Here is a 22112-nt window from a genome sequence, read left to right on the forward strand (position 1 = left end):
TAGAACCGCAGGTTAAACCGAACATGAAACGCCAGCTTCAGGCTGGGTCGGATCACAGATCATAGAAGAGAGTCATCGACAACCAAGGAGTTGAAAGATGGTCGACTGGAAGAACTCGGGCTCGCGCATTCCGCTTCGGGCAAAACTGGCGGGCGGCGCCGTCGCGCTGCTCGCACTGGGTGCCGCCGCAGGCGCCAGCGTCGTATCCCACATGCGTCCCCCTGTCGAAATGGCGCCGGCCCTGCCCACAGCAATCGCAAAGCTGGCGCAGACCAGCGGCACCGTGACGGTGAAGGGCAAGATCGCCGAGGTCTATGGCGACAGGTTCATCATGCAGGATGGCAGCGGTCGCCTGCTAATCGATGCAGGCCCGGACGGCTCCGATGTGGTCCGCACGGGCAGCGCCCTGATGGTACAGGGCCGGTACGACAATGGACAGTTGCGCGCTTCTTATCTGGTGGATGCGCAAGGACGCATCACTGATGTCGGCGGGCCTCCCCCGCCCCATGGACCGCATCACGACGGGCCGCCCCCGCCACCGCCACCGCCACCGGGCGCTGGGCCTACCCCGCCGCCTCCCGGCGGCGTCGGGGCACCGCCGCCTGCCCCTCCCCCGTCCGGTGGTGCGGTAGCGCCTCCTCCAGTCGACGCCAATGGCGTCCCCATCGACTCTCGAACGGCAAATCCGCAACTGCCGGGAGCAGGTTCCGCCAGCAAATGATGAGCGAGACAGCCGCGCTGACGATCGGTGCGGCTGTCAGATCAGAACGGGCCGAGGTGCCGCGCTTTAGACGGCTATTGCTCTGCCAAGGGAAACGGCACTGCATCCGAAACGTGGAGCAGATACGCAAAGTCCCCTTTTCGGGCCAGCACGTCTGCCAGCGAATAGCTGTCCAGCACGCTCAGGAAGGCCAGCAGCGCTTCATCGAGCACGCTGGTCAGACCGCAAGCGGGTGCAATGAGGCATGACCCGCAATTGACCAGATCAAAATCATCTTCGGTGTGCCGAACCAGCGCGCCGACATTAATCTCCGCAGGCGGACGAGCGAGTCGGATGCCGCCGTTCCGGCCACGCACGCTTTCCAGATAGCCGGCGTTCACCAGATCGTTCACGACCTTCATGAGGTGGTTCTGCGATATGCGATAGGCGCGGGCGACCTCGGCAATCGAGGCGAGCTTATCGGGCTGCCGCCCCAGATAGAGCAGCACCCGCATGGCATAATCCGTGTAGCGAGTGAGACGCATCGGCACTCCGAAATATAATATGCATTGTTGTTGCATGTTTTAAGCCGCGCGTATAGATGCATAGTTAATACATGATTTGGAGTCGAGGTGATGGAGCCGCTACAGCTCGATGATGACGGTCTGAAGATCCTTGTGGATCGCTTCTATGACCGCGTTCGCGCCGACGCCGAACTCGGGCCGATCTTCAACGATGCCATTCACGACTGGCCGGAACATCTCGACAAGCTCACAGCCTTCTGGTCCTCCGTGATGCTGACCAGCGGCCGGTATAAGGGCCAGCCCATCCCCGCCCATGTGAAGCACAAGAGCCGCATCACACCCGCGTTGTTCGATCGGTGGCTGGCGCTCTGGGCGCGGACCACCAACGAGCTCATGGCGCCGGATGCCGCTGCTGCTCTTCAGGATCGCGCGAACCGCATTGCCCAGAGCCTGCAACTCGCCATGTTCTTCCGGCTGGATGACCAGCCGGCGTCCCGGCCCGCACGCCGCAGCACCGACGCGACGGACCCTGTTCAAAGGAGCGTGCTGTCATGACCGATATTCCTTTCGTCGACCTCACTGTCCACCATAAGCCGCGCGACATGCGCGACCGGGTCGCATTGGGCTTCACCAAGCTGCTTCGCTGGTGTGCCGACACCTTCTTCGCCAAACGCTATGGCCACCGTGCCATCGTGCTGGAGACGGTCGCGGCAGTGCCGGGCATGGTCGGCGCGACCCTCACGCATCTTAGATGCCTGCGCCGCATGTGTGATGACAAAGGCTGGATCCGCACCCTGATGGAAGAAGCGGAGAATGAGCGCATGCACCTCATGACGTTCATCGAGGTCGCAAAGCCTACCCTCTTCGAGCGCATGGTGATCCTCGGCGTGCAATGGGTCTTCTACGTCGCCTTCTTCGGCTTGTACCTTGTCAGCGCGCGCACGGCTCACCGTATCGTCGGCTACTTCGAGGAAGAAGCGGTCATCAGCTACACCCTCTATCTCAAGGAGATCGACGAAGGCCGCAGCGCCAACGTGCCGGCGCCGGAGATCGCGCGGCACTATTGGAAGCTGCCGGATCATGCGACCCTGAGGGACGTCGTGCTGGTCGTGCGCGCGGACGAAGCGCACCACCGCGACGTCAACCACGGCTTCGCCGATGAGCTGGCTGGCAAGGCACCGGCGATCAAGGCGGCGCCTTATCCCGAGCATGCCGACGACATCAGGCTGGCGGCCTGACCCATGGGCAACGTGATACCTTACCGATCGACGCCCACATTCGATCAGACCACGTTGCCCGCTGCCCTGCGCGCCCGCCACAATACCAAGGCGGGCGTGTGGGGCGTTATCCGGGTGATCGAGGGTAGGCTGAAACTCACATATCTCGATCCGCCCTCGGAGGTGATCCTCACGCCCGACCGGCCGGGACTGGTCCGGCCGCAGGAGCCGCATTTCGTCACACCTCTGGGCGACATGCAGATGCAGGTGGACTTCTACGATCAGCACCCGCCGGGGCACTAACCCCCGCCCTCTCTTTTCCTTTCTTCCATCCCTGTCAGGATGCGGTCTCGGCGCTTTCGCTCGCGGGCCTCTCGGCGAGCCGCATCCACTATGAATTTTTCGCCCTGCCGACGAGTTGCTGGCGGCCTGACAGGATAGAGCCATGGACGACTTCACCATCGCGCGCGTCATTCACGTCGTCTCCGTCCTGTTCTGGATCGGCGGGGTGGCATTCGTGACGCTGGTGGTGATGCCGTCCATCCGCGCCGGCAATTCTCCGGAGCAGCGCCTGACAGCGTTCCACAAGCTCGAAGGGCGCTTCGCTCCGCAGGCGGAGATCTGGGTGCTGCTTGCCGGAGCGAGCGGCTTCTGGATGATGTGGCGTGGAGAGATGGGCTACCGCCTTCTCGATCCGCAATATTGGTGGATGCACGCCATGATTGCCGTCTGGGCGATCTTCGCGCTCATGCTGTTTGTCATCGAGCCAGTATTCCTGCACCGCCGCATGGCGCGCTCGCACGCGCCGGCACAGGATTTCGCCCGGATGGAGCGCATGCATCTGCTGCTGCTCGCGGTATCTGTTACCGCTGTGGTCGGTGCGGTCGGTGGCAGTCACGGACTGTTTTGATCGAAATGGTGCCGCTGTTACGGTCTGAAGCGAACCCTTGCGCAGAGCCCGCCCACCTCGGACGTTTCCAGGATAAGCTCTCCGCCATAGACTTGCAGCAAGTCGGCCGTCGCGGCGAGTCCCAGACCGCTTCCGGGCTTATCTGGGTCCAGCCTTGCGCCGACTGCCATCACCATGTCCCGCTTCTCGGGGGGAATACCGGTTCCGTCGTCGCGAATCGTCACCCAGTCCGGGCCAGCAGCGATCACGACGCTCTGCTTCGCCCATTTGAAAGCGTTGTCGATGAGATTGGAAAGGATCTCCGCCAGATCGCCCTCATCGCACGGGAGGCGGAGGCCCGCCGGCACGTCCGTTTCGACCGAAACGCCCCGGTGGCCGTGGAGACGTTGCATGGCCGCGACGATCTGATCGACGAGGGGCAAAACGGATGTCAATGTGCCCGCCCCGCGCGTCCCGGCTGCTGACGCCCGCGTCAAATGATAGTCGATCTGGCGCTGCATCCGCGCGCAGCGCTCCAGCAGGAAGTCCGCGCTTTCGGTGAGCCCGGCCCGATGCAGCTTTTCCGCTTCGTCGATGACAAGGGCAAGCGGCGTGCGCAAATCGTGCGCAAGATTGCCCGCCTGAGTGCGCGCGCGGGTAATGAGTTGCGCCTGACTGTCCAGCAAGGCATTGAGCTGCCTCACAAGCGCCGCGAACTCTGCAGGCTCGTGGGAGTCCAGCCGCGCTATCTCCCCATGGCGAAGACGATCGACCTCGGAGCCCAGCCTTCGCACGGGGGCGAGGCCGAAGCGAACCAGCGCCATAGCTCCAGCCATAAGCAGGAAACCAACAACAATCATCGACAAGGCGAGATCGGCCCAGAATGCACGCAGCTGCTCTTCCAGAAGCGAGCGCGCAGAGCCAATGGTGGCGATCACCTCATGCTCGCCGATCCTGAAGCGGACACTGCGTTGCAGAAGGATCTGGTCTCCCACCCGGCCTGTAGCCCATTTTCCGTCGAGCGAACCAGCCGCAAGCCGCGAGCCGCCAAGCGAGACGGAGCGCACAACCCGGCCCTGACCGCTATCCACCTGCCAGTAGAGACCGGAGCCCTCCGCGTTGAATTGGGGGTCGGAGAGCGGCTGGGTCACATGGACCGCCCCCCGCTCATCTACGTTGCTCATTGCGATCAGTTCGCTGAGATGATGATCGAGCTCGCTTTGGAACCGCTCGGTGGTGTGCAGCCGGTAGAGATTGCCGATGAACAGGCCGGCAAGCAGCATTGCCAGCAAAATGCCGACCGTCGATCCAACAATCAGGCGAAGCCGCAGGCTTCCGCGCAGAGCCGGGCTCATGTCGCGATCCTGTAGCCGAGGCCGCGCACCGTCACGATCTGCTCACGGCCAATCTTCCGTCTCAGCCGACCGACCAGAACTTCGATGGCATTGTCATCGCGCTCGATATCGAGACTGTAGAGATTATCGAGGATGCTCTGCCGCGTAACGGTGCGGCCTGCATTGTAGAGGAGCAACTGCAGCAAGCGGAACTCGCTGGGGGTAAGCGCGAGCAAGACATCGCCAAGCCAGGCCTCGTTGCTTGCCGTATCGATGGCGAGCGCGCCGATGGAGAGGCGCGTGGCACTGAACCCCATTGCGCGACGCGCAAGGGCATGAACGCGCGCGACCAGTTCCTCGGTCCGCACTGGTTTCACGATGAAATCGTCGGCACCGGCGTTCAGCCCCTCCACCTTTTCCTGCCAGCTGCTGCGCGCCGTGAGGATGAGGATAGGCGTCCTGATCGCCTTCGCCCGCAACGTCCGCACCAGATCGATGCCGGACATGCCAGGCAGACCGACATCGACCACCAGAACGGCGAAGCCATCTCCGGCGAAATCCACCGCATCCTCGGCATTGGCCAGCCACTCGCAGGTCATGCCGTGGCGCATGAGATTCGCCGCCACACGGCGGGCGAGCTCCGCTTCATCTTCCACCAGCAAGATACGCATCCGGGCTTTCTGACAGGTTTCTGTCAGGTTGCGAAGGTAGATGCGGCGCCAGCAGAAAAGTTTGGGGGCGCGGAAATGAGTGACTATCGGCTGATGCCAGCGCTTGCGCTGCTCGGTGCGCTGGCTGCCTGCGCACCCGGCGAAGACAATGCGCGCAATGAAGCCGCGCAAACAGCGCCGCCCTCCGCGCAGAACGGCGCGGCGACTCTGAACGCCGCGGAGCTTGAGCGGATCGGCGTCCGGTTCGCATCCGCCGAGACCGCCGCCGAGATACCGATCGCGACTGTTCCGGCCACGCTGGCGCCTCCCCCCAATGCGCGCGTGGCTGTCGCTACGGTCATCCCCGGTGTGGTGACACGCACGCTCGTGGTGGAGGGCGACAGCGTCCGCCAGGGACAGCCCCTCGCCATCGTCGCGGCGCGCGAACTCTTCACGCTCGGTGCGGGCATCGAGCAGGCAGCCGCCCGAGCAGACTTCGCACGGGCAAATGATCGCCGCCTCAGCCAGCTCGCTCGCGAAGGGGTTATCGCCGGATCCCGTGCGGACGAGGCACGGGCAGCCCTGCGCGAAGCGGAAGCGGAACTGGGCGAGCAGCGCCGCATCGTCCGGCTGGTCAACGGAGCGCCCGGCAAGGGAAGTTACACGCTGACCGCGCCGATCGCCGGCAAGATTACCAACGCGTCCATCCAGACCGGCAGTCCGGTGAGCGAGTCGACTGCGGCTTATGTGATCGATGCCGTGAGCCGCTACGAGCTGACCGCGCAGCTCCCCGCGCGCCTGCTGGGCGAAGTCCGGCCGGGTATGGCCGTACAGCTGCCGGGCGACATTCGCGGTGAAGTCACCAGCGTGGCGAGCGTGCTGGACATGGAAACCCGCTCGGCGCGGCTGCGCGCGCGCATTCCGGCCGGGCCGGGCGTCGTCTCCGGACGCGCGCTGCCCGCAATCATTCTCGCGCCCGCCCCGGCAGGATCGCTCGTCATCCCGGCTGCCGCCGTGGTGGACGTGAACGGCAAGCCCACCGTGTTCGTGCGGGAGGCACGGGGTGTCGCTGCCCGCCCCGTCTCGGTTGGCACGCCCGCCAATGGCCGTGTTCTGGTGAGATCCGGCCTGCGCGCCGGAGAGCAGATCGCGATCAGCGGCGTCAGCGAACTCAAGGCGATCGTGGGGCAGGACTGATGTTGCGCGCGCTCGTCGCCTGGTCGCTTTCCTATCGCCTGCTGCTGCTGGCGCTGACGCTGATCGTCGCCGGGCTCGGCGGCTGGGCCTACTCGACCCTGCCGGTCGATGCTTATCCGAACATTGCCCAGGCGCAGGTGAAGATCATCCTCAAGGCGCCGGGCATGACGCCCGAGGAAGTCGAGACGCGGGTGATCGCGCCAATCGAGCTGGAGATGCTCGGCCTGCCCAATCAAGCCGTGCTGCGCTCCACCGCAAAATACGCCATCGCGGATATCACGATCGACTTTGTCGACGGGACGGATATCTACTGGGCACGCCAGCAGGTGGGTGAGCGGCTGGCCGGGGTCATGGGCGAGATGCCAGCAGGCGTGGAGGGCGGCATGGCGCCCATCTCCACTCCGCTGTCGGACGTATTCATGTTCACGATAGACGGCCCCCTTTCACTTTCGGAAAAGCGGGAACTGCTCGACTGGACGATCCGTCCCGCACTGCGCACCGTGCCGGGCGTGGCGGACGTCAACGCGCTGGGCGGGTTCGTGCGGACCTATGAAGTGCGGCCGGACCCAGTGGCGCTAGCGACTGCCCGCCTTTCCATCGAAGACCTCAAGACCGCCATCGAGCGCGGCAACCGCAACGACGGTGCGGGCCGCCTGACCGTGGGCGAGGAAGCGCTGATTGTTCGGGCCGTGGGCGCGATAAGCAGCATCAGCGACATAGAGAACATGGCGATAGAGAGTCGCGCCGGAGCGATCGTGCGCGTGGGCGACGTCGCGAAAGTCGGCGCGGGATCGCTGACCCGCTATGGCGGGGTTACCGCGCACGGCAAGGGAGAGGCTGTGCAAGGGCTCGTCATTGCCCTGCGCGGCGCCGACGCACGGCAGGTGGTGGACGGCATCGACGCGCGCATCGCCGAATTGCAGCACACGCTGCCTCAGGGCGCCAAGATCAGCGTGTTCTACAACCGGTCGGACCTTATCGGACGCGCCGTGAACACGGTGCAGAAGGCGCTGATCGAGGCGACGATCCTCGTCATCGTGCTGCTGGTGCTGTTCCTGGGGGACTGGCGCGCCGCCGCGATCGTCGCGGCGACCCTGCCCATGGCCGCGCTCACCACATTCCTCCTCATGCGCGCTGTCGGTCTCTCCGCAAATCTCATGAGCCTCGGCGGCCTCGCAATTGCTATCGGTATGCTCGTCGACGGCGCCGTCGTGGTGGTCGAGAATGTCGTCGAGCGGCTCAACCGCGCGGAGGACGACACCAGTCCGCGTCTCAACATCGTCTTCCGCGCCACTGCCGAGGTGATCGTGCCGGTCTCGGCCGGTCTGCTCATCATCGCGCTGGTCTTTCTGCCGCTCCTCTCCCTGCAGGGGCTGGAAGGCAAGCTGTTCGCCCCCGTCGCGCTCACCATCATGTTCGCGCTGGCGGGATCGCTGCTGCTCGCGCTCACGCTGGTGCCCGTGCTCGCATCCTATGGCCTCAAGAGCGGCCACCATGGCGAGCCGTGGATCATGCGTCAGCTTTCGCCGCGCTATGCAGCGCTGCTCGCTGGCGCCTTCGCCCGCAGGACGCTCGTCTACGGACTTGCAGCAGGTGGCCTTGCGGTCGCCGGTCTTGCCTATGGCGGCGTCGGCAAGACGTTCATGCCGACCATGGACGAGGGCTCGGTGGTGATTCAGATCACCAAGCTCCCAACCATCGGCCTGGCGCGATCCCAGGCGCTGACGACGCGCGTGGAAGCAGAGCTGATCGCAAGGGTTCCGGAAGTCACCGGCGTGATCTCGCGCACCGGCACCGATGAGATCGGCCTCGACCCCATGGGCCTCAACGAGACCGACCTGTTCGTCACGCTCAAGCCATCCAGCGAGTGGCGCGGAGACCGGGAGTTCGTGGTCAACGAGATGCGCCGGGTGCTGGAAGGGATGCCCGGCTTCGAGCCCAGCTTCACACAGCCTATCGAGATGCGGGTGGCGGAGATGCTGACGGGCGCGCGCGGCGACCTTGCAGTCAAGATTTTCGGCCCCGATCTCAAGACGCTCGCGGAGCTGGCCGGGAAGGTGCAGACGGTCCTGCAGGCGACACGCGGTGCCTCGGAAGTGCTGACCGTGGCGAACGAGAGCATCGACTATCTGCAGCTCGACATTGATCGTGCTGCCGCAGGTCGGGCCGCGATGCCGGTCGATATGCTGCAGGATGCGCTGCGTGCCCAGCTGGAAGGCCTGCCCGCAGGCATCGTCGCGGAAGGGCAGAAGCGCATTCCGCTCATCATCCGGGGCGAGGACGACATCCGCAACGACCCCGCCCGGTTTGCCGATCTTCAGGTGACGACGCCGTCCGGCGAGCTGGCGCGCGTGAGCGATCTCGCTCAGATAAGGAAGGTCGAAGGGCCGATCCGCCTCGATCATGAGAGCGGCTCGCGCTACGCGCTCGTGCAGGCGTTCGTCTCCGGGCGCGATCTCGTCGGCTATGTCGACGAGGCCCGGGCAAAGGTAGCGGGGGAGGTTCCGCTCCCCGCCGGCTACCGCCTCGTCTGGGGCGGCCAGTTCGAGAACCAGCAGCGTGCGTCCGCCCGCCTGATGATGGTGATCCCCGCCGCGCTGCTTCTCATCTTCCTCGTCCTCTACGCAACACTGAAGTCCCTGCGCGGCGCCCTGCTCATTCTCGCCAACATCCCTTTCGCGGCAGTCGGTGGCATCGTCGCGCTATGGGCGACGGGCTCCTATCTGTCGGTCCCGGCCTCGGTCGGCTTCATTGCGCTTTTGGGAATCGCGGTGCTGAACGGGCTCGTGCTGGTGGCTTACTTCCGGCAACTGCGAGAGGACGGGCTGCCTATGGCGGAAGCCGTGCGGACCGGGGCTGAACGGCGACTGCGCCCCGTGATGATGACGGCGAGCATCACGGCCTTCGGCCTCGTGCCGCTGCTTTTCGCGACCGGTCCGGGGTCGGAGATCCAGCGCCCGCTCGCAATCGTGGTGATCGGCGGGCTGGTCACGTCCACACTTCTGACCCTCGTCCTTCTGCCTATCCTTTACGAGCGTTTCGGCGAGAGCAGGCGGGAGGTTACGGCATGAATTTGATGCTTTTGACGATCTTCTGCGCAGCTCATGACGCGGAGGCAATCGCAGTTGCGCTGCGCAACCTCCTCCACGCCCCTGTCCATATGCGCCGGGAAGATGTGCTGGCTCAGGACTTCGCGAATGCCGGAACAGCCGAGCATGTGGCCGGGGCACTGGTGCGCACGGTGCTGGACGTCGAGCTGCCGGAAGACCGGGTGCGGGATGCAATCGAAGCGGCGACAGCAGCGCGGCGGCGCCTGCCGTTCCGCTGGCGGACGGTCGCGGTGCTGGATGGAGGGCGTGTGGAATGAAGTGGGCCTTGCTCCTTCTTGCCGGGGTCGCCCTGCCCGCTGTCGCCCGGACGAGCGATCTGCCGCCTGCCGAACTGGTCATCCACGCGCTCGACGCGCAGCCCAATGTAGAAGCGGCGAACGCACGGGTGGATGCGGCGCGCGCGGAAGCAGACGCCCTGCGCATCGGCCCGCATGAGATCATGGCGACGGGCACGCTGTCCCGCCGAACAGTCGATCCCGGCGACCGATATGCCGAGTATGACACCACGATCAGCCGCGCGTTCCGCCTGCCGGGCAAGGCAGCGCTGGACCGCCGAGCCGGCGTTTTGGGCGTCGACATTGCCCAGAACCAGATGGAGGATACGCGCCATCACGCCGCGCTGGTGCTGGGCGAGCTCTGGTATGACTGGCTGCTGGCCGCCGAGCTGCATCGCAATGCCGAGGGGCTGGTCCGAAATCAGGAAACGCTGGTGAGCGCGACACGCAAAAGGCTGAATGCGCGCGACGTCGCGCAACTCGACATGCGGCAGACAGAGGCTGCGCTTGCACTCGCACAGGCGCAACTGGGCGATGCCGCGGCCGTGCGCGATCGGGCGAGAACGCTCCTGTCCGTTCGCTTTCCGGATCTTCCGCTGCCTGCTGATCCGCCTTCTATCGCAGAGCCGACAGTACCGGAGGAGGGTCTCCCTCAGCTGGAGGCGCTGATCGTAGAGCGTAGCCACGAGATTGGTGCTGCCAGCGGTCAAGCCGAACGGCAGACCGTGCTCGCCCGCCGCGCCGACGCGGATCGCATCGCGGACCCCTCGCTCGGTGTGCGCCTGTTCAGCGAGCGCGGAGGCGAGGAAAGGGGTGCCGGCGTTTATCTCTCCTTGCCGATAGGTGGCGGACAGCGGCGCGCGCTGGCGCGGCAGGCCAATGCGCAGGCAAATGCCGCTCAGTCGGAAGTCGCCGCCGTGCAGCGCGAGATCAGGGGCAACGCCGCCGCCGATATTGCGGAGTATCGCGCGCGCGAGGATGCCTGGCGCGCGAGCCGGGACGCCGTCGCGCGTGCCGAACAAAGTGCCGCACTCGCCGCCCGTGGCCAGCAACTGGGCGCGATCGATCTCGCCGACCGGCTCTATGCGGAACGGCAGGCCAACGAAGCACGGGCGCAGGAACTTGCAGCACGCGCGACGGCCGCGCGGCTTATCCTGAAGCTGCGGATCGATTCCCACACGCTCTGGATGGAATGATCTCCAGGCGCTTGCAGCCGCCATCGCGGAGAGTAACGTCGCCCCATGGGTGTCTTCTCCGCGACTATCATCCTCGCATCCCTGCTGACGTCCGTCATTTCCGGCATCTTCGGCATGGCGGGTGGGCTGATCCTGATGGGGATCTTCACCTGGATGCTTCCGGCAGCCTCCGCGCTTGCACTCCACGGCATCATTCAGTTCGCGTCGAATCTCTGGCGGCTACTGCTGCACCGCGCTCATGTCGAATGGCGAGTGCTGCTCACGTTCGGGCTGGGCTCGGCTCTGGCCATGGGGCTTTTCGCGCTCATCACCTGGGTGCCCACCAAGGCGTTCGTGTTCCTCGTCCTTGGCCTCCTGCCTATTCTCGTCTGGGTGCCCGAGCGCAGGCTGAGCCTCGACGCTCTTAATCCCTGGCATTCGGTGATCGGCGGATTTGGTTCGACGATCCTCTCCCTCTTGTCCGGCGTATCAGGCCCCCTCACTGACCTGCTCTTCGTGCGCACGGCAATGGGGCGCCACCGCATCGTCGCGACCAAGGCCGCGATGCAGGCCATCGGCCATGCCTCCAAGATCCTCGTCTACGGCACGGTCTTGCTCAGCGCATCGTCACGGGCCGTCGTGCCGATGACGATGGTGACCGTCGCCGTCCTCGCCTCCATGGTGGGGATCGTGATTGGCGGCCGAATTCTCGATCGCATGAGCGACAGCCACTTCAAGGCGGCCCGGCGCTGGATCGTCACGTCCATGGGCGTGATATTCCTCATTCAGGCCGCAGAGATCCTGCTCTGACACGAACGACCCGGAAGCGGCATTGACCCCGGCAAGGCAGGCGTCCATGGCTCTGGAGCTTTTTTGGCGCCTCATTCGCACAGGATCGACATGCAGCTTGTCGGGTTAGACATCGCGTGGTTCCTCGCGGAACATTGGCAGAAGCGCCCGTTGCTGATCCGCAATCCCTGGAATGCGTGGCGCAATCCGCTCGAGCCGGACGAGCTTGCCGGTCTGTCGTGCGAAGAGGGCATCGAGTCCCGCCTTATCATGCGAGAGGGCGACCGCCTGACGATGGAAAGCGGCCCTCTGCCCGAGGCACGCTTCAGCCAACTTGGAAGCGCACCGTGGACGCTGCTGGTGCAGGCCGTGGACCAGCACGTGCCGGATGTAGCTGCGCTGATCGAACCATTCCGCTTCATTCCGGACTGGCGGATCGACGATGTGATGGTCAGCTACGCAACAAACGGCGGCGGGGTCGGTCCGCACTTTGACCAGTATGACGTGTTTCTGGTGCAGGGGCTCGGTACGCGACGCTGGCGCGTTGGGCCACGCTGCAATGTCGGTACGCCGCTGATCCCGCATGATGATCTGCGCCTGATCGCGGACTTCGAAGCGACGGGAGACTGGATATTGGAGCCGGGCGATATTCTCTATGTGCCGCCGCTCTTCGCCCATGACGGCATCGCCGCAAGCGACGACTGCATGACCTATTCCGTTGGCTTCAGGGCGCCTTCGCGAGCCGACCTGATCGACGGCTGGAGCGCGCATCAGGCGGATGCACTGACGGAAGACGATCGCTATGCGGACCCGGATCTGACGCGCCAGTCCCATCCGGGCGAAATCACTGCCTCCGCGATCGATCGCCTTCACGCCATGACGCTGGAGGCGCTTTGCGACCGCGCGGCATTCGCGCGCTGGTTCGGCACGCATAACAGCCAGCCCAAATATGCCGATGTCGACTGGCGGCCGGAGGAACCCATCGATCACGAGACGATGCGGACGCTCCTGCTTGAAGGCGCGCCCCTCTACCGCAACCCGGCCAGCCGCTTTTCCTTCATCCGACAGGAGCCCGGCATCCTACTCTTCGTGGACGGGCATTGCTTCGACTGCGAGGGCGAAACTGCCGCTCTCGCCGAACGGCTCTGCGAAGGATCGGTCATATATCTCGATGCCGAGGCCGCTTCATCACCGGAAGTCGTCACCCTGCTCGCCACGCTTGTCGATCAGGGCAGCCTGTCGTTCTACGGTGATGACGAGGACTGACCGGCCGTGGCACTCATTCTGTTCAACAAGCCCTATGGGGTGCTCTGCCAGTTCTCGGGCGAACGGACTGGCCCGCCGCGCCCGACGCTGGCCGCTTTCATCGATCGCCCCGGCTTTTACCCCGCCGGGCGGCTCGACCTCGACAGTGAGGGGCTGTTGTTGCTTACCGATGATGGCCGATTGCAGGCGCGGATCGCCGATCCCCGATTCAAGACCCCGAAAACCTATCTCGTTCAGGTTGAGGGCGATCCGGACGAGGCAGCGCTGGATGCGCTGAGGCGCGGCGTGCGACTGAAGGACGGCATGACCCTGCCCGCCGAGGCGGAGCAGATCAACGATCCTGCGCTCTGGCCGCGCGATCCGCCCGTGCGCTTCCGCAAGACAGTGCCGGATTGCTGGCTGCGGCTGACGATCCGCGAGGGGCGCAATCGGCAAGTGCGGCGAATGACGGCAGCGGTGGGACTTCCAACATTGCGACTGGTGCGCTGGCGCATCGGCGACTGGACCCTGGATGGCATAGAGCCGGGGCAATGGCGCAACGCGCAGACACCGGCAGGAGACGCCATTTGAAGAATGCAGAACTGATCGGCACGGCGCGAGTACCCGATGGAACCGAATTGCGACTGATGCAACGCGGCGAAGAGTTCACGATCGCGCTCGACCGCAACGAACTGATGAGCACACGCGTCCGCCACTCCGAGGAAGCGCTGGCAACGATGACGATTGACCGGCTCGGCGCGCGCACCGCGCCGCAACTGCTGATCGGCGGCTATGGCATGGGCTTCACGCTTCGCGCCGCGCTGGCATGTCTGGGCGGGGACGCGGGCATCACCGTCGCGGAGCTGGTGCCGGAGATCATCGAATGGGCGCGCGGCCCGATGCTGGCCCTCACATCCGGCTGTCTGGACGACCCGCGCGTGACGCTGGTGCAGGACGATGTGGCCATGCTGATCGACGCGGCCAGGGGCGGCTATGACGCCATCCTGCTCGATGTCGACAACGGCCCAGAGGGCCTGACCCGGCGGGAGAATAACTGCCTCTATTCGCCTGCGGGCCTTTCCGCCGCCAGGGCTGCGCTCCGGCCGGGTGGCGTCCTTGCCATATGGTCGGCCTATCCGGATCCGGCCTTCACGCGTCGGCTCCGCGATGCCCGGTTCGAGGTGGACGAAGTGATCGTGAGAGCGCGGCCAAATGGCAAAGGCGCCCATCACCGCATCTGGTTTGGCCGTCGCGCCTGAGATCACGCCCTGAAATCAGAGATCAGGCGCTGACGGCGTCCAGCGCTTCGCTCGCTTCCATCCAGGCAAGTTCGGCCACCTCGATCAGGGTGGCGACCTGTGCGCGGCGTTTGCTGAGCTCCGACATATTGAGCCCCTGTAGCTCCTTGTCGGCGCGGGAAGGATCGGCCATCGCGGCGTCGAGCTTATCACGCTTGTCGACCAGCTGAGAGAGTTCCGCCTCCGCCTTGCTGGCGGCTTTGCGCAGATCCTGCTGCTTTTCCCGCGCGTCCGCTGCGGCACGCTTGCGATCCGCCTTGGAGCCCTTGGGCGCATCGCCATCCTTGCTGAGCACGAAGGCGATATAGTCGTCGAGCGATCCGTCGAACTCCTTGGCGGTGCCACCATCGACGAGAACGAGGCGGTCCGCCGTCATCTCCAGCATGTGCCGGTCATGGCTGACGATGATGACCGCGCCGGAATAGGCGTTGAGAGCCTGGATCAGCGCCTCGCGCGCATCGACATCCAGATGGTTGGTCGGCTCGTCGAGGATCAGCATGTGCGGCGCGTCACGCGTGATGAGCGCCAGCGCCAGCCGTGCGCGCTCGCCACCGGAAAGCTTGCCGACCAGCGTCGTCGCCTTCTGTGCCGGGAAGCCGAAGCGCCCGAGCTGACCGCGCACGGCCGACTCGCTCGCGCCCGTCATCAGCAGCTTCATGTGCTGCAGCGGCGTCTCGTCGCGGTCCAACTCCTCGACCTGATATTGCGTGAAATAGCCCACCCGCATCTTGCCAGAGGCGTTCATGGCGCCTTCCATAGGGGTGAGCTGCGCGGCGAGCAGGCGCGCCAGCGTGGTCTTGCCGTTGCCGTTGCGGCCAAGAAGCGCCACCCGGTCGTCCGGGTCCAGCCGCAGGTTCAGCCGGCGCAGGATCGGCGTCTCGCCATAACCCACGGCTGCCAGATCGAGCGTGATGAGCGGCGGGCGCAGCTCGTCCGGATCCGGGAAATCTAACGTCAACGTCGGATCGTCGACCAGTTCCGCGATGGGCTGCATTCGCGCGAGCGCCTTGGCGCGGGACTGCGCCTGCTTGGCCGTCGATGCGCGCGCGGAATTGCGAGCGACATAATCCTGCAGCTTCTCCCGCTCGGACTGCTGCCGGGCACGGGCCGAGGCCAGCTGCGCCTGCCGTTCGGCGCGCTGCCGCTCAAAGGCGTCATAGCCGCCGGGATAAAGCGTCAGCTTGCCGCTCCCCAGATGCAGGATATGATCGACGACATTGTTGAGGAAATCGCGCTCGTGGCTAACCAGCAGGATGGTCGCGGGATAAGCGCGAAGGAAATCCTCCAGCCACATCACCGCTTCAAGATCGAGATGGTTTGACGGCTCGTCGAGCAGGAGAAGGTCCGGCTGAGAGAACAACAGGCTGGCCAAAGCCACGCGCATCCGCCAGCCGCCCGAGAAGCTGGAAAGCGGACGATTCTGCGCCTCCTCGTCGAAACCAAGGCCAACGAGGATCTGCGCTGCGCGGGAAGGCGCCGTATAGGCGTCGATCGACAGCAGCCGGTCATAAATCTCGCCGAGCCGGTCAGGATCTTCGCTCGTCTCGCTTTCCGCGAGCAGCGCGGCGCGCTCGGTGTCTGCGCCCAGCACGGTTTCGAGCGGGGTGGCCTCGCCGCCGGGCGCCTCCTGTGCGATATAGCCAAGGCGCGCCCCGCGCGGCATGTCCACGGAGCCGAGATCCGGTTCCAGCATCCCGGCGATCACGCGGACCAAAGTGGTCTTGCCCGCGCCATTGCGCCCGATCAGCCCGATGCGGCCGCGCGGCGGCAACTTGGCGGTGGCACCGTCGAGGATGGTTCGCCCGCCGAGGCGCACCGTGATGTCGTTGAGATTGAGCATGGCGCGCCCTTAGCAGCGCGAACCGCCGACCCCAAGGGGCACGGGCAAGATTATAGCGCACTGGGCATGGCAACGCGATCCCTCCCGGCCCGATGGGAACCAATAGTGGGTTTGTTCACTTGTCGCCGTGGAGGATTTCATGGCGGCACGCGCATATTGGCAAGGGCAGATCCGGCTGGCTCTGGTTTCGATCCCCGTCGAAGTCTATCCCGCCACCAAATCCGGCGCTGCGATCAGCTTTCATCAGATCCACGAGCCGAGCGGCAAGCGCATTCGCTATGAGAAAGTCGCGCCGGGTGTCGGCCCTGTCGATCGCGACGAGATCGTAAAAGGCTATGAAGTCGAGAAGGGCGAATATGTCCTGCTGGACGAGGAAGAGATCGAAGCGGTCAAGATCGAAAGCCGCAAGACGCTGGAGCTGGTCCAGTTCGTCGATGCGAGCGACATCGACGTGCTTTATTATGAAAAGCCCTATTTCATCGTGCCGGCGGACGACCTCGCCGAGGAAGCCTATGTGGTGCTGCGCGAGGCACTGCGGGGCACGAAGAAAGTGGGGCTCGGTCAGCTCTCCGTGCGCGGGCGCGAGCAGCTGGTTTCGATCAAGCCGTGCGGCCGTGGTCTCGTCATGGAAGTTCTGCGCTACGCGGACGAGGTCAACAAGGCGCAGGGCTATTTCCGCGACATTGCGGACGCCAAACCCGAACCGGAGCTGCTGGATCTCGCCACTGCCCTGATCGAAAAGAAGACAGCGCCCTTCAAGCCGGCTGAATTCCACGACCGTTATGTCGAGGCGCTTCAACGGCTGATCGAGAAGAAGCGCAAGGCGCGCGGCAACCGCCGTATTCTAGAGGATGTCGATGACACGCCTGCAACCGGCGGTAACGTCATCGACCTGATGGCCGCATTGCGCAAATCGGTGGGAAGCGGGCGTTCGGCCAGCAAGGCCCCAGCCAAAGCCAGCACAGCAAAGAAAGCCGCGACGAAGAAGCCGCCTGCGAAATCCACCGCCAAGCGCAAGAGCGCCTGAGATGGAGCTCAATGCCGATACGCCCCTGCACTGGATCGATATGACGATCCTCCTGCGGCTGGGCGCGGCGGCGATATTGGGCCTGCTGCTCGGGCTGGATCGCGAACTCAAGGGGCACAGCGCGGGCCTGCGCACGCACGGCATCATCTGCTTCAGCGCCGCGCTGATGACGGTCTGCGCGATCGCGCTCTACTATCAGATCAGCGGCACTAACTCGCGCATGGACCCGCTGCGCATCTTCGAGGGCGCGGGCGCCTTCGTCGGGATTATCGCTGCCGGGTTGATCGTGGTGAGCAAGGGCGAAGTCCATAATCTGACGACCGCCGCGCACATCTGGCTCGCGACCATCATCGGCATAGCCTGCGGCGCGGGACAATGGCCGCTGGTTCTCGTCGCCGCAATCGTTGCGGTCATAATGCTCACTGTTCTCGCACTTGTCGAACGCCGCTGGGTCCGCGCCGCTCGGAGCGAGGCAGAAGAACTGTGATGGCGAAAAAGGATTCCCTCGCCCGCTACAATGAGAAGCGCGATTTCGCGCGCACGCCGGAGCCGGCCGGAAAGGCGGAACGCAGTGCGGACGGCAATCTGTTCATCGTCCAGAAGCATGATGCGACCCGCCTGCATTGGGATTTCCGGCTGGAGGTGGATGGCGTACTGAAAAGCTGGGCTGTCACGCGCGGGCCGAGCCTCGACCCGGACGATAAGCGCCTCGCGGTGCGGACGGAGGATCACCCCCTGTCCTACGCGCGGTTCGAAGGCGTCATCCCCAAGGGCGAATATGGCGGCGGCACCGTCATGCTCTGGGATCAGGGCACATGGGAACCGGTCAAGGGCAAAAGCGCTGCCGACATCGAAAAGGGCCATCTCCACTTCCGGCTGGAAGGCGAGCGGATGACGGGCGAGTGGATCTTGATCCGTCTGCGCCCCCGCCCTGGCGAGAAGCGGGAGAACTGGCTGCTCCGCAAGATCGAGGATGCCTATTCGGGGACGGATATCGATCTGGTCGAGCGCAATCTCACCAGCGTCCTCACGGGCAGAACCATGGCCGAGATCGCAGCCGACAAGGAGGGCGCCCGATCGCTACAAGGCAAAAAGGGCAAGGCGTTTGACGCCGTCATGGCGAAAGCCGCCAGGCATAACGCGGATCTGGCCCCGCCCCCGCCCCGATCGAAGAAGCGCGCTGCGCCCGTTCCGTCTTTCGAGCCGGTCCAGCTTGCTACACTGGTGGATGCCGTGCCCACTGGCAATGACTGGATGCACGAGATCAAGTTCGACGGATATCGCGCGCTCATTGCGGCGCGGGGCAAGACGGTGAAAGTCTATACCCGCTCGGGCCTCGACTGGACCGAGAAGTTTGCTCCGCTTGCCGAGACGATCGCCGCGCTCGACTTACCCGCCTGCCTCATCGACGGCGAAATCGTGGCGCATGACGAAAACGGCAACCCGGATTTTTCGGCGCTTCAGCGCATGCTGAAACGCGGGAAGGGCGAGCAGGGGGCAAAGGACCAGCTTTACTTCTACGCGTTCGACCTGCTCTCGCTGGACGGAAAGGATCTCAAGTCTCTCCCCACGATCGAGCGCAAAGAGCGACTGGATGCATTGCTGGCGAATAGCCAGGCCCCCGTTCGCGTCGCCGATCATGTCATTGGTGCGGGCGAGAAGCTGTTCGCGGCCATGTGCAGCGCGGGACAGGAAGGGATCATCGCGAAGCGCATCGACGCCCCCTATCGGGGCGACCGGACCCGCAACTGGGTGAAGGTGAAGTGCACGCGGCGCGAAGAGTTCGTCATCATCGGCTGGACGAAAAGCGACGCCAAAGCGCGGCCGTTCAAGTCCCTGCTGCTGGCCCAGCATGAAGGGGATGATCTGGTCTATAAAGGCAAGGTCGGCACCGGCTTCGATGCGGAGACGCTGGAGGAGCTTGCAGGCAAGCTCGCTCCGCTGGCGCGAAAGTCCGCCCCTGCCGTCGTGCCGCGCGAAGAGGCGCGAGGCGCGCAATGGGTCACACCGCATCTCGTGGCCGAGATTGCCTATGCCGAGCTGACCGCCGACGGCCGGGCACGCCACGCCAGCTTCCTGGGCCTCCGCAGCGACAAGGAGGCGAAAGACGTGACACCCGAAAAATCCGAAGCCCCGCCGCGTGAGGGCGAAACCATAGGCATCAGCAATGCCGGGCGGGTCATCTTCCCGGACAGCGGCGAAACCAAGGGCGATCTTGCCGCCTATTATCGGGCAATCGCGCCGCTCATGCTGCCTTTCGCTGCCCATCGCCCGATCAGCCTGGTGCGCTGCCCGCAAGGGCGCGCGCGCAAATGCTTCTTCCAGAAGCACGACAGCGGCTCGTTCGGTTCGCATGTCATGCAGGCGCCGATCGCCGAGAAGGACGGCGGAGTGGAGGACTATCTCTATGTGACCGATGCTCAGGGCTTGCTTGCCTGTGTTCAGATGGGGACCATCGAGTTTCACGGCTGGTGCTCGAGCGTGGAAGATGTCGAGCATCCCGACCGGCTGATCCTCGATCTCGACCCGGATGAAGGTCTGGACTTTGACGATGTGAAGCGCGCCGCTCACGACCTGAAGCGCCATCTTTCCGATCTCGGCCTAATCAGCTTCGCGATGCTGACCGGTGGCAAGGGGGTGCATGTCGTCGTCCCGCTGACACCGGGCCACGATTGGGACGTGCACAAGGATTTCGCCCGGCGCTTTGCCGAAGCGATGAGCATCGCTGAGCCGGACCGCTTCGTTGCGACGATGAGCAAGGCGAAACGCAAGGGACGCATCTTCATCGACTGGTTGCGCAATCAGCGTGGCGGAACCGCCGTACTGCCTTACTCCGCGCGCGCGCGCCCAGGCGCGCCGGTTGCCGTGCCGGTCGGCTGGGATGAGCTGGACGACATGGCAGGCGCCAACATCTTCAGCATCCAAGATGCACAGAATCTGCAGGAGCGATCTCGCAGCAAGGCGCTGCGCGGGTGGGGCTTCGCGGCGCAGGATCTACCTACAACGATCTGACGCCGTCGGAGTCCGAAACAGCGCGCGGCACAGCGTGTCGCTTCCGTTTCCCGTCCGCTGGTTTTTAATGCGCGACCAGCAGCTTGCCGGCTTGACGACGCCCGCAAAGCCAGTGAGAAACGCGCCGACCGTTACGTGCGTGCGGCGAATGGAGAGGTCTTGGCATGAAGCTGTCCCGTCGTGGTATTTTGCAGTTTGCGGCGGTGGCACCGCTGGCATCGCGCGCGTGGGGGATGGACCTTCCTCCCACCACATCGCGGGTCTATCCCGGTACGGACGGAAAGCTCGTCTATGTGCCCGATGAACAGGGCAATGTGATCCATGATGCTTCGCACGCGGGCTATGGCGGCGGCGGCGTCGCGATCCCGATGGTGGCGATTAAGGAAACCATCTGGCCGGTCGCCGGTGACAATACCGCGCATATTCAGGCTGCGATCGACAAGGTGTCCGCGCTCCCTTTGGATGCCAACGGTTTTCGCGGGACGGTGCTGCTGCGGGCCGGCGAGTATCGGATGGCGCTGCCAGTCAACGTCCGGGCGAGCGGCGTCGTGCTGCGCGGCGAGGGCATGGGCGACACCGGCACTGTCCTGATTGGCACGGGAACCGGTCGCCCGCCGGCTGATCCCAATGCGGCGCCGGGCGCGGGCGGCCGACGTGCCGGACCGCCGCCGCGTCCAACCCTCATTCAGATCGCCGGTGCCGCCGGACCGAAGATCGACGAAGCGTCGAAGCGCGTCGTAACCGACACCTTCGTGCCCGTAGGTTCCCGCCGTTTCCGCGTCGCCTCCGGCCGCTCGTTCAAACGGGGTGACAGCGTCATTGTGCGGCGTATCGGCAATCAGGCGTGGATCGATGCCGTGGGCATGAACAATGACCCGCCCGGCGCGCGCTGGAAGCCCTTCAACATCGAGTGGGATCGCGTGATCGTCGAGGTCTCCGGCGACACGATCACGATCGACGCGCCGATCACCTGCGCGATCGACAAGCAGTGGGGCGGCGGCGAAGTGCTCAAATATGACGATGCCGGTCGCATCGCCAATATCGGCGTCGAGAATATGCGCGGCGTCTCCGAGTTCGATCCCGGCGTACGCACCAAGGACTATGGCAACATGGACCGGGACAGCTACGCGGCGGAAGAATATTATTCCGACGAGAACCACTTCAACAATTTCGTGACGTTCGACAATGTGACGAACGGCTGGGTACGGAACGCCACGGCGCTGCACTTCGTCAACAGCATGGTCGGAGCAGGTCCGGCGACCAAATGGATCACGGTGCAGGACTGCGTATCGCGCGAGCCGATCTCGCAGCGCCGGGGCGCGCGCCGGTTCGTGTTCGCGCTGCGCGGTCAGCTCGCCCTCGTGCAGCGGTGCCAGTCCGACAAGGGGCGGCATTCCTTCATGACCGGGCAGCCAAGCGGCAGCGGCAACGTCTTCCTCGATTGCAAGGCGACGAAGCCCTACTCATCGAGCGAACCCCATGAACAATGGGCCACCGGCAACCTCTATGACAATATCCAGGCGCCACTCACCGCCCGCTTCTGGAAGAACTTCATCATAGGCTGGGCTGGTGCCAACACGGTCTTCTGGAATTGCGAGGGTAATTTCCTCATCCAGAAGCCGCCGACGGCGCAGAACTACACGTTCGGTCACATTGGCGTGAACGCAGTGGTCTTCAACGTGCCCTTCCAGGATACCAGCCGGGAGAACGGCTATATGGAGTCGCTCGACCAGCATGTGTTCCCGCGCAGCCTGTATCTCACGCAATTACGGGATCGGCTGGGCGAGGCGGCAGTGCGCGCCGTGGCGACGACAGATCAGCTGATCTGAG

General features: G+C 64.6%; 21 protein-coding genes. 17 read left to right on the forward strand and 4 right to left on the reverse strand.

The annotated features are described in order from the left end of the window. The first annotated feature begins 97 nt into the window (after positions 1–97). Positions 98–721 (forward strand): hypothetical protein, encoded by a 624-nt coding sequence (locus ACNAOH_RS07830; protein WP_443969639.1) that lies wholly within the window; start codon positions 98–100, stop codon positions 719–721. 74 nt (positions 722–795) lie between these two features. On the opposite strand, the gene ACNAOH_RS07835 is transcribed toward ACNAOH_RS07830, so the two are convergent. Next, positions 796–1245, reverse strand: a complete 450-nt coding sequence (locus tag ACNAOH_RS07835; protein WP_443969640.1) for an RrF2 family transcriptional regulator — start codon at positions 1243–1245, stop codon at positions 796–798. Between the two features lie 90 nt (positions 1246–1335). Between ACNAOH_RS07835 and ACNAOH_RS07840 the strand changes: the two genes are divergently transcribed. The 4 genes from ACNAOH_RS07840 to ACNAOH_RS07855 all read left to right on the forward strand — a co-directional run bounded on the left by ACNAOH_RS07840 (position 1336) and on the right by ACNAOH_RS07855 (position 3351). Continuing rightward, positions 1336–1779, forward strand: a complete 444-nt coding sequence (locus tag ACNAOH_RS07840; RefSeq protein ID WP_443969641.1) for a group III truncated hemoglobin — start codon at positions 1336–1338, stop codon at positions 1777–1779. Beyond that, complete coding sequence (locus ACNAOH_RS07845) at positions 1776–2462, forward strand: alternative oxidase (RefSeq protein WP_443969642.1); 687 nt, start codon at positions 1776–1778, stop codon at positions 2460–2462. The genes ACNAOH_RS07840 and ACNAOH_RS07845 overlap by 4 nt, the downstream gene beginning before the upstream one ends. Before the next feature lie 3 nt (positions 2463–2465). Next, the gene (locus ACNAOH_RS07850; RefSeq protein ID WP_443969643.1) at positions 2466–2744 is read left to right on the forward strand and encodes a DUF1971 domain-containing protein; all 279 of its coding nucleotides are present in this window, start codon (positions 2466–2468) and stop codon (positions 2742–2744) included. A gap of 142 nt (positions 2745–2886) precedes the next feature. Beyond that, entirely contained in the window at positions 2887–3351 is a 465-nt protein-coding gene (locus ACNAOH_RS07855; RefSeq protein WP_443969644.1) for a hypothetical protein, read from the forward strand. Between the two features lie 17 nt (positions 3352–3368). Here the strand turns inward: ACNAOH_RS07855 and ACNAOH_RS07860 are convergent, their stop codons facing one another. Next, positions 3369–4685, reverse strand: a complete 1317-nt coding sequence (locus ACNAOH_RS07860; protein ID WP_443969645.1) for an ATP-binding protein — start codon at positions 4683–4685, stop codon at positions 3369–3371. Continuing rightward, a complete protein-coding gene (locus ACNAOH_RS07865) occupies positions 4682–5335 on the reverse strand; it encodes a response regulator transcription factor (RefSeq protein WP_443969646.1) in 654 nt (217 codons plus the stop codon). Before ACNAOH_RS07865 ends, ACNAOH_RS07860 begins: the two co-directional genes overlap by 4 nt. A gap of 75 nt (positions 5336–5410) precedes the next feature. On the opposite strand from ACNAOH_RS07865, the gene ACNAOH_RS07870 reads away from it, so the two are divergent. The 8 genes from ACNAOH_RS07870 to ACNAOH_RS07905 all read left to right on the forward strand — a co-directional run bounded on the left by ACNAOH_RS07870 (position 5411) and on the right by ACNAOH_RS07905 (position 14364). Then, the gene (locus ACNAOH_RS07870; RefSeq protein ID WP_443969647.1) at positions 5411–6511 is read left to right on the forward strand and encodes an efflux RND transporter periplasmic adaptor subunit; all 1101 of its coding nucleotides are present in this window, start codon (positions 5411–5413) and stop codon (positions 6509–6511) included. Then, positions 6511–9582 carry an efflux RND transporter permease subunit gene (locus tag ACNAOH_RS07875; RefSeq protein WP_443969648.1) on the forward strand — a complete coding sequence of 1024 codons (3072 nt, stop codon included), beginning with the start codon at positions 6511–6513 and terminating at the stop codon, positions 9580–9582. The genes ACNAOH_RS07870 and ACNAOH_RS07875 overlap by 1 nt, the downstream gene beginning before the upstream one ends. Beyond that, positions 9579–9878: a DUF3240 domain-containing protein gene (locus tag ACNAOH_RS07880; RefSeq protein ID WP_443969649.1), complete on the forward strand. Its 300-nt coding sequence runs from the start codon at positions 9579–9581 to the stop codon at positions 9876–9878. The genes ACNAOH_RS07875 and ACNAOH_RS07880 overlap by 4 nt, the downstream gene beginning before the upstream one ends. After that, positions 9875–11092, forward strand: a complete 1218-nt coding sequence (locus tag ACNAOH_RS07885) for a TolC family protein (RefSeq protein WP_443969650.1) — start codon at positions 9875–9877, stop codon at positions 11090–11092. Before ACNAOH_RS07880 ends, ACNAOH_RS07885 begins: the two co-directional genes overlap by 4 nt. 45 nt (positions 11093–11137) lie before the next feature. Next, a complete protein-coding gene (locus tag ACNAOH_RS07890) occupies positions 11138–11881 on the forward strand; it encodes a TSUP family transporter (RefSeq protein WP_443969651.1) in 744 nt (247 codons plus the stop codon). Positions 11882–11971: 90 nt separating this feature from the next. Beyond that, positions 11972–13126 (forward strand): JmjC domain-containing protein, encoded by a 1155-nt coding sequence (locus ACNAOH_RS07895; protein WP_443972080.1) that lies wholly within the window; start codon positions 11972–11974, stop codon positions 13124–13126. Positions 13127–13132: 6 nt separating this feature from the next. Next, positions 13133–13696, forward strand: a complete 564-nt coding sequence (locus tag ACNAOH_RS07900; RefSeq protein WP_443969652.1) for a pseudouridine synthase — start codon at positions 13133–13135, stop codon at positions 13694–13696. Further along, positions 13657–14364 (forward strand): spermidine synthase, encoded by a 708-nt coding sequence (locus ACNAOH_RS07905; protein WP_443969653.1) that lies wholly within the window; start codon positions 13657–13659, stop codon positions 14362–14364. The genes ACNAOH_RS07900 and ACNAOH_RS07905 overlap by 40 nt, the downstream gene beginning before the upstream one ends. A gap of 22 nt (positions 14365–14386) precedes the next feature. On the opposite strand, the gene ACNAOH_RS07910 is transcribed toward ACNAOH_RS07905, so the two are convergent. Beyond that, a complete protein-coding gene (locus ACNAOH_RS07910) occupies positions 14387–16243 on the reverse strand; it encodes an ABC-F family ATP-binding cassette domain-containing protein (protein WP_443969654.1) in 1857 nt (618 codons plus the stop codon). Positions 16244–16382: 139 nt separating this feature from the next. On the opposite strand from ACNAOH_RS07910, the gene ku reads away from it, so the two are divergent. From ku to ACNAOH_RS07930, 4 genes are all read left to right on the forward strand, one after another. Further along, positions 16383–17270 (forward strand): non-homologous end joining protein Ku, encoded by an 888-nt coding sequence (gene ku / locus ACNAOH_RS07915; protein ID WP_443969655.1) that lies wholly within the window; start codon positions 16383–16385, stop codon positions 17268–17270. A 1-nt stretch (position 17271) separates the two neighbouring features. After that, the gene (locus ACNAOH_RS07920) at positions 17272–17757 is read left to right on the forward strand and encodes an MgtC/SapB family protein (protein WP_443969656.1); all 486 of its coding nucleotides are present in this window, start codon (positions 17272–17274) and stop codon (positions 17755–17757) included. Next, positions 17757–20282: a DNA ligase D gene (gene ligD / locus ACNAOH_RS07925; RefSeq protein ID WP_443969657.1), complete on the forward strand. Its 2526-nt coding sequence runs from the start codon at positions 17757–17759 to the stop codon at positions 20280–20282. Before ACNAOH_RS07920 ends, ligD begins: the two co-directional genes overlap by 1 nt. A 164-nt stretch (positions 20283–20446) precedes the next feature. Next, positions 20447–22111 (forward strand): hypothetical protein, encoded by a 1665-nt coding sequence (locus ACNAOH_RS07930; RefSeq protein WP_443969658.1) that lies wholly within the window; start codon positions 20447–20449, stop codon positions 22109–22111. Position 22112: the final 1 nt, after the last annotated feature.

It is taken from the genome of Sphingobium sp. CR28 (genome assembly GCF_052327305.1).
GTDB lineage: Bacteria > Pseudomonadota > Alphaproteobacteria > Sphingomonadales > Sphingomonadaceae > Sphingobium.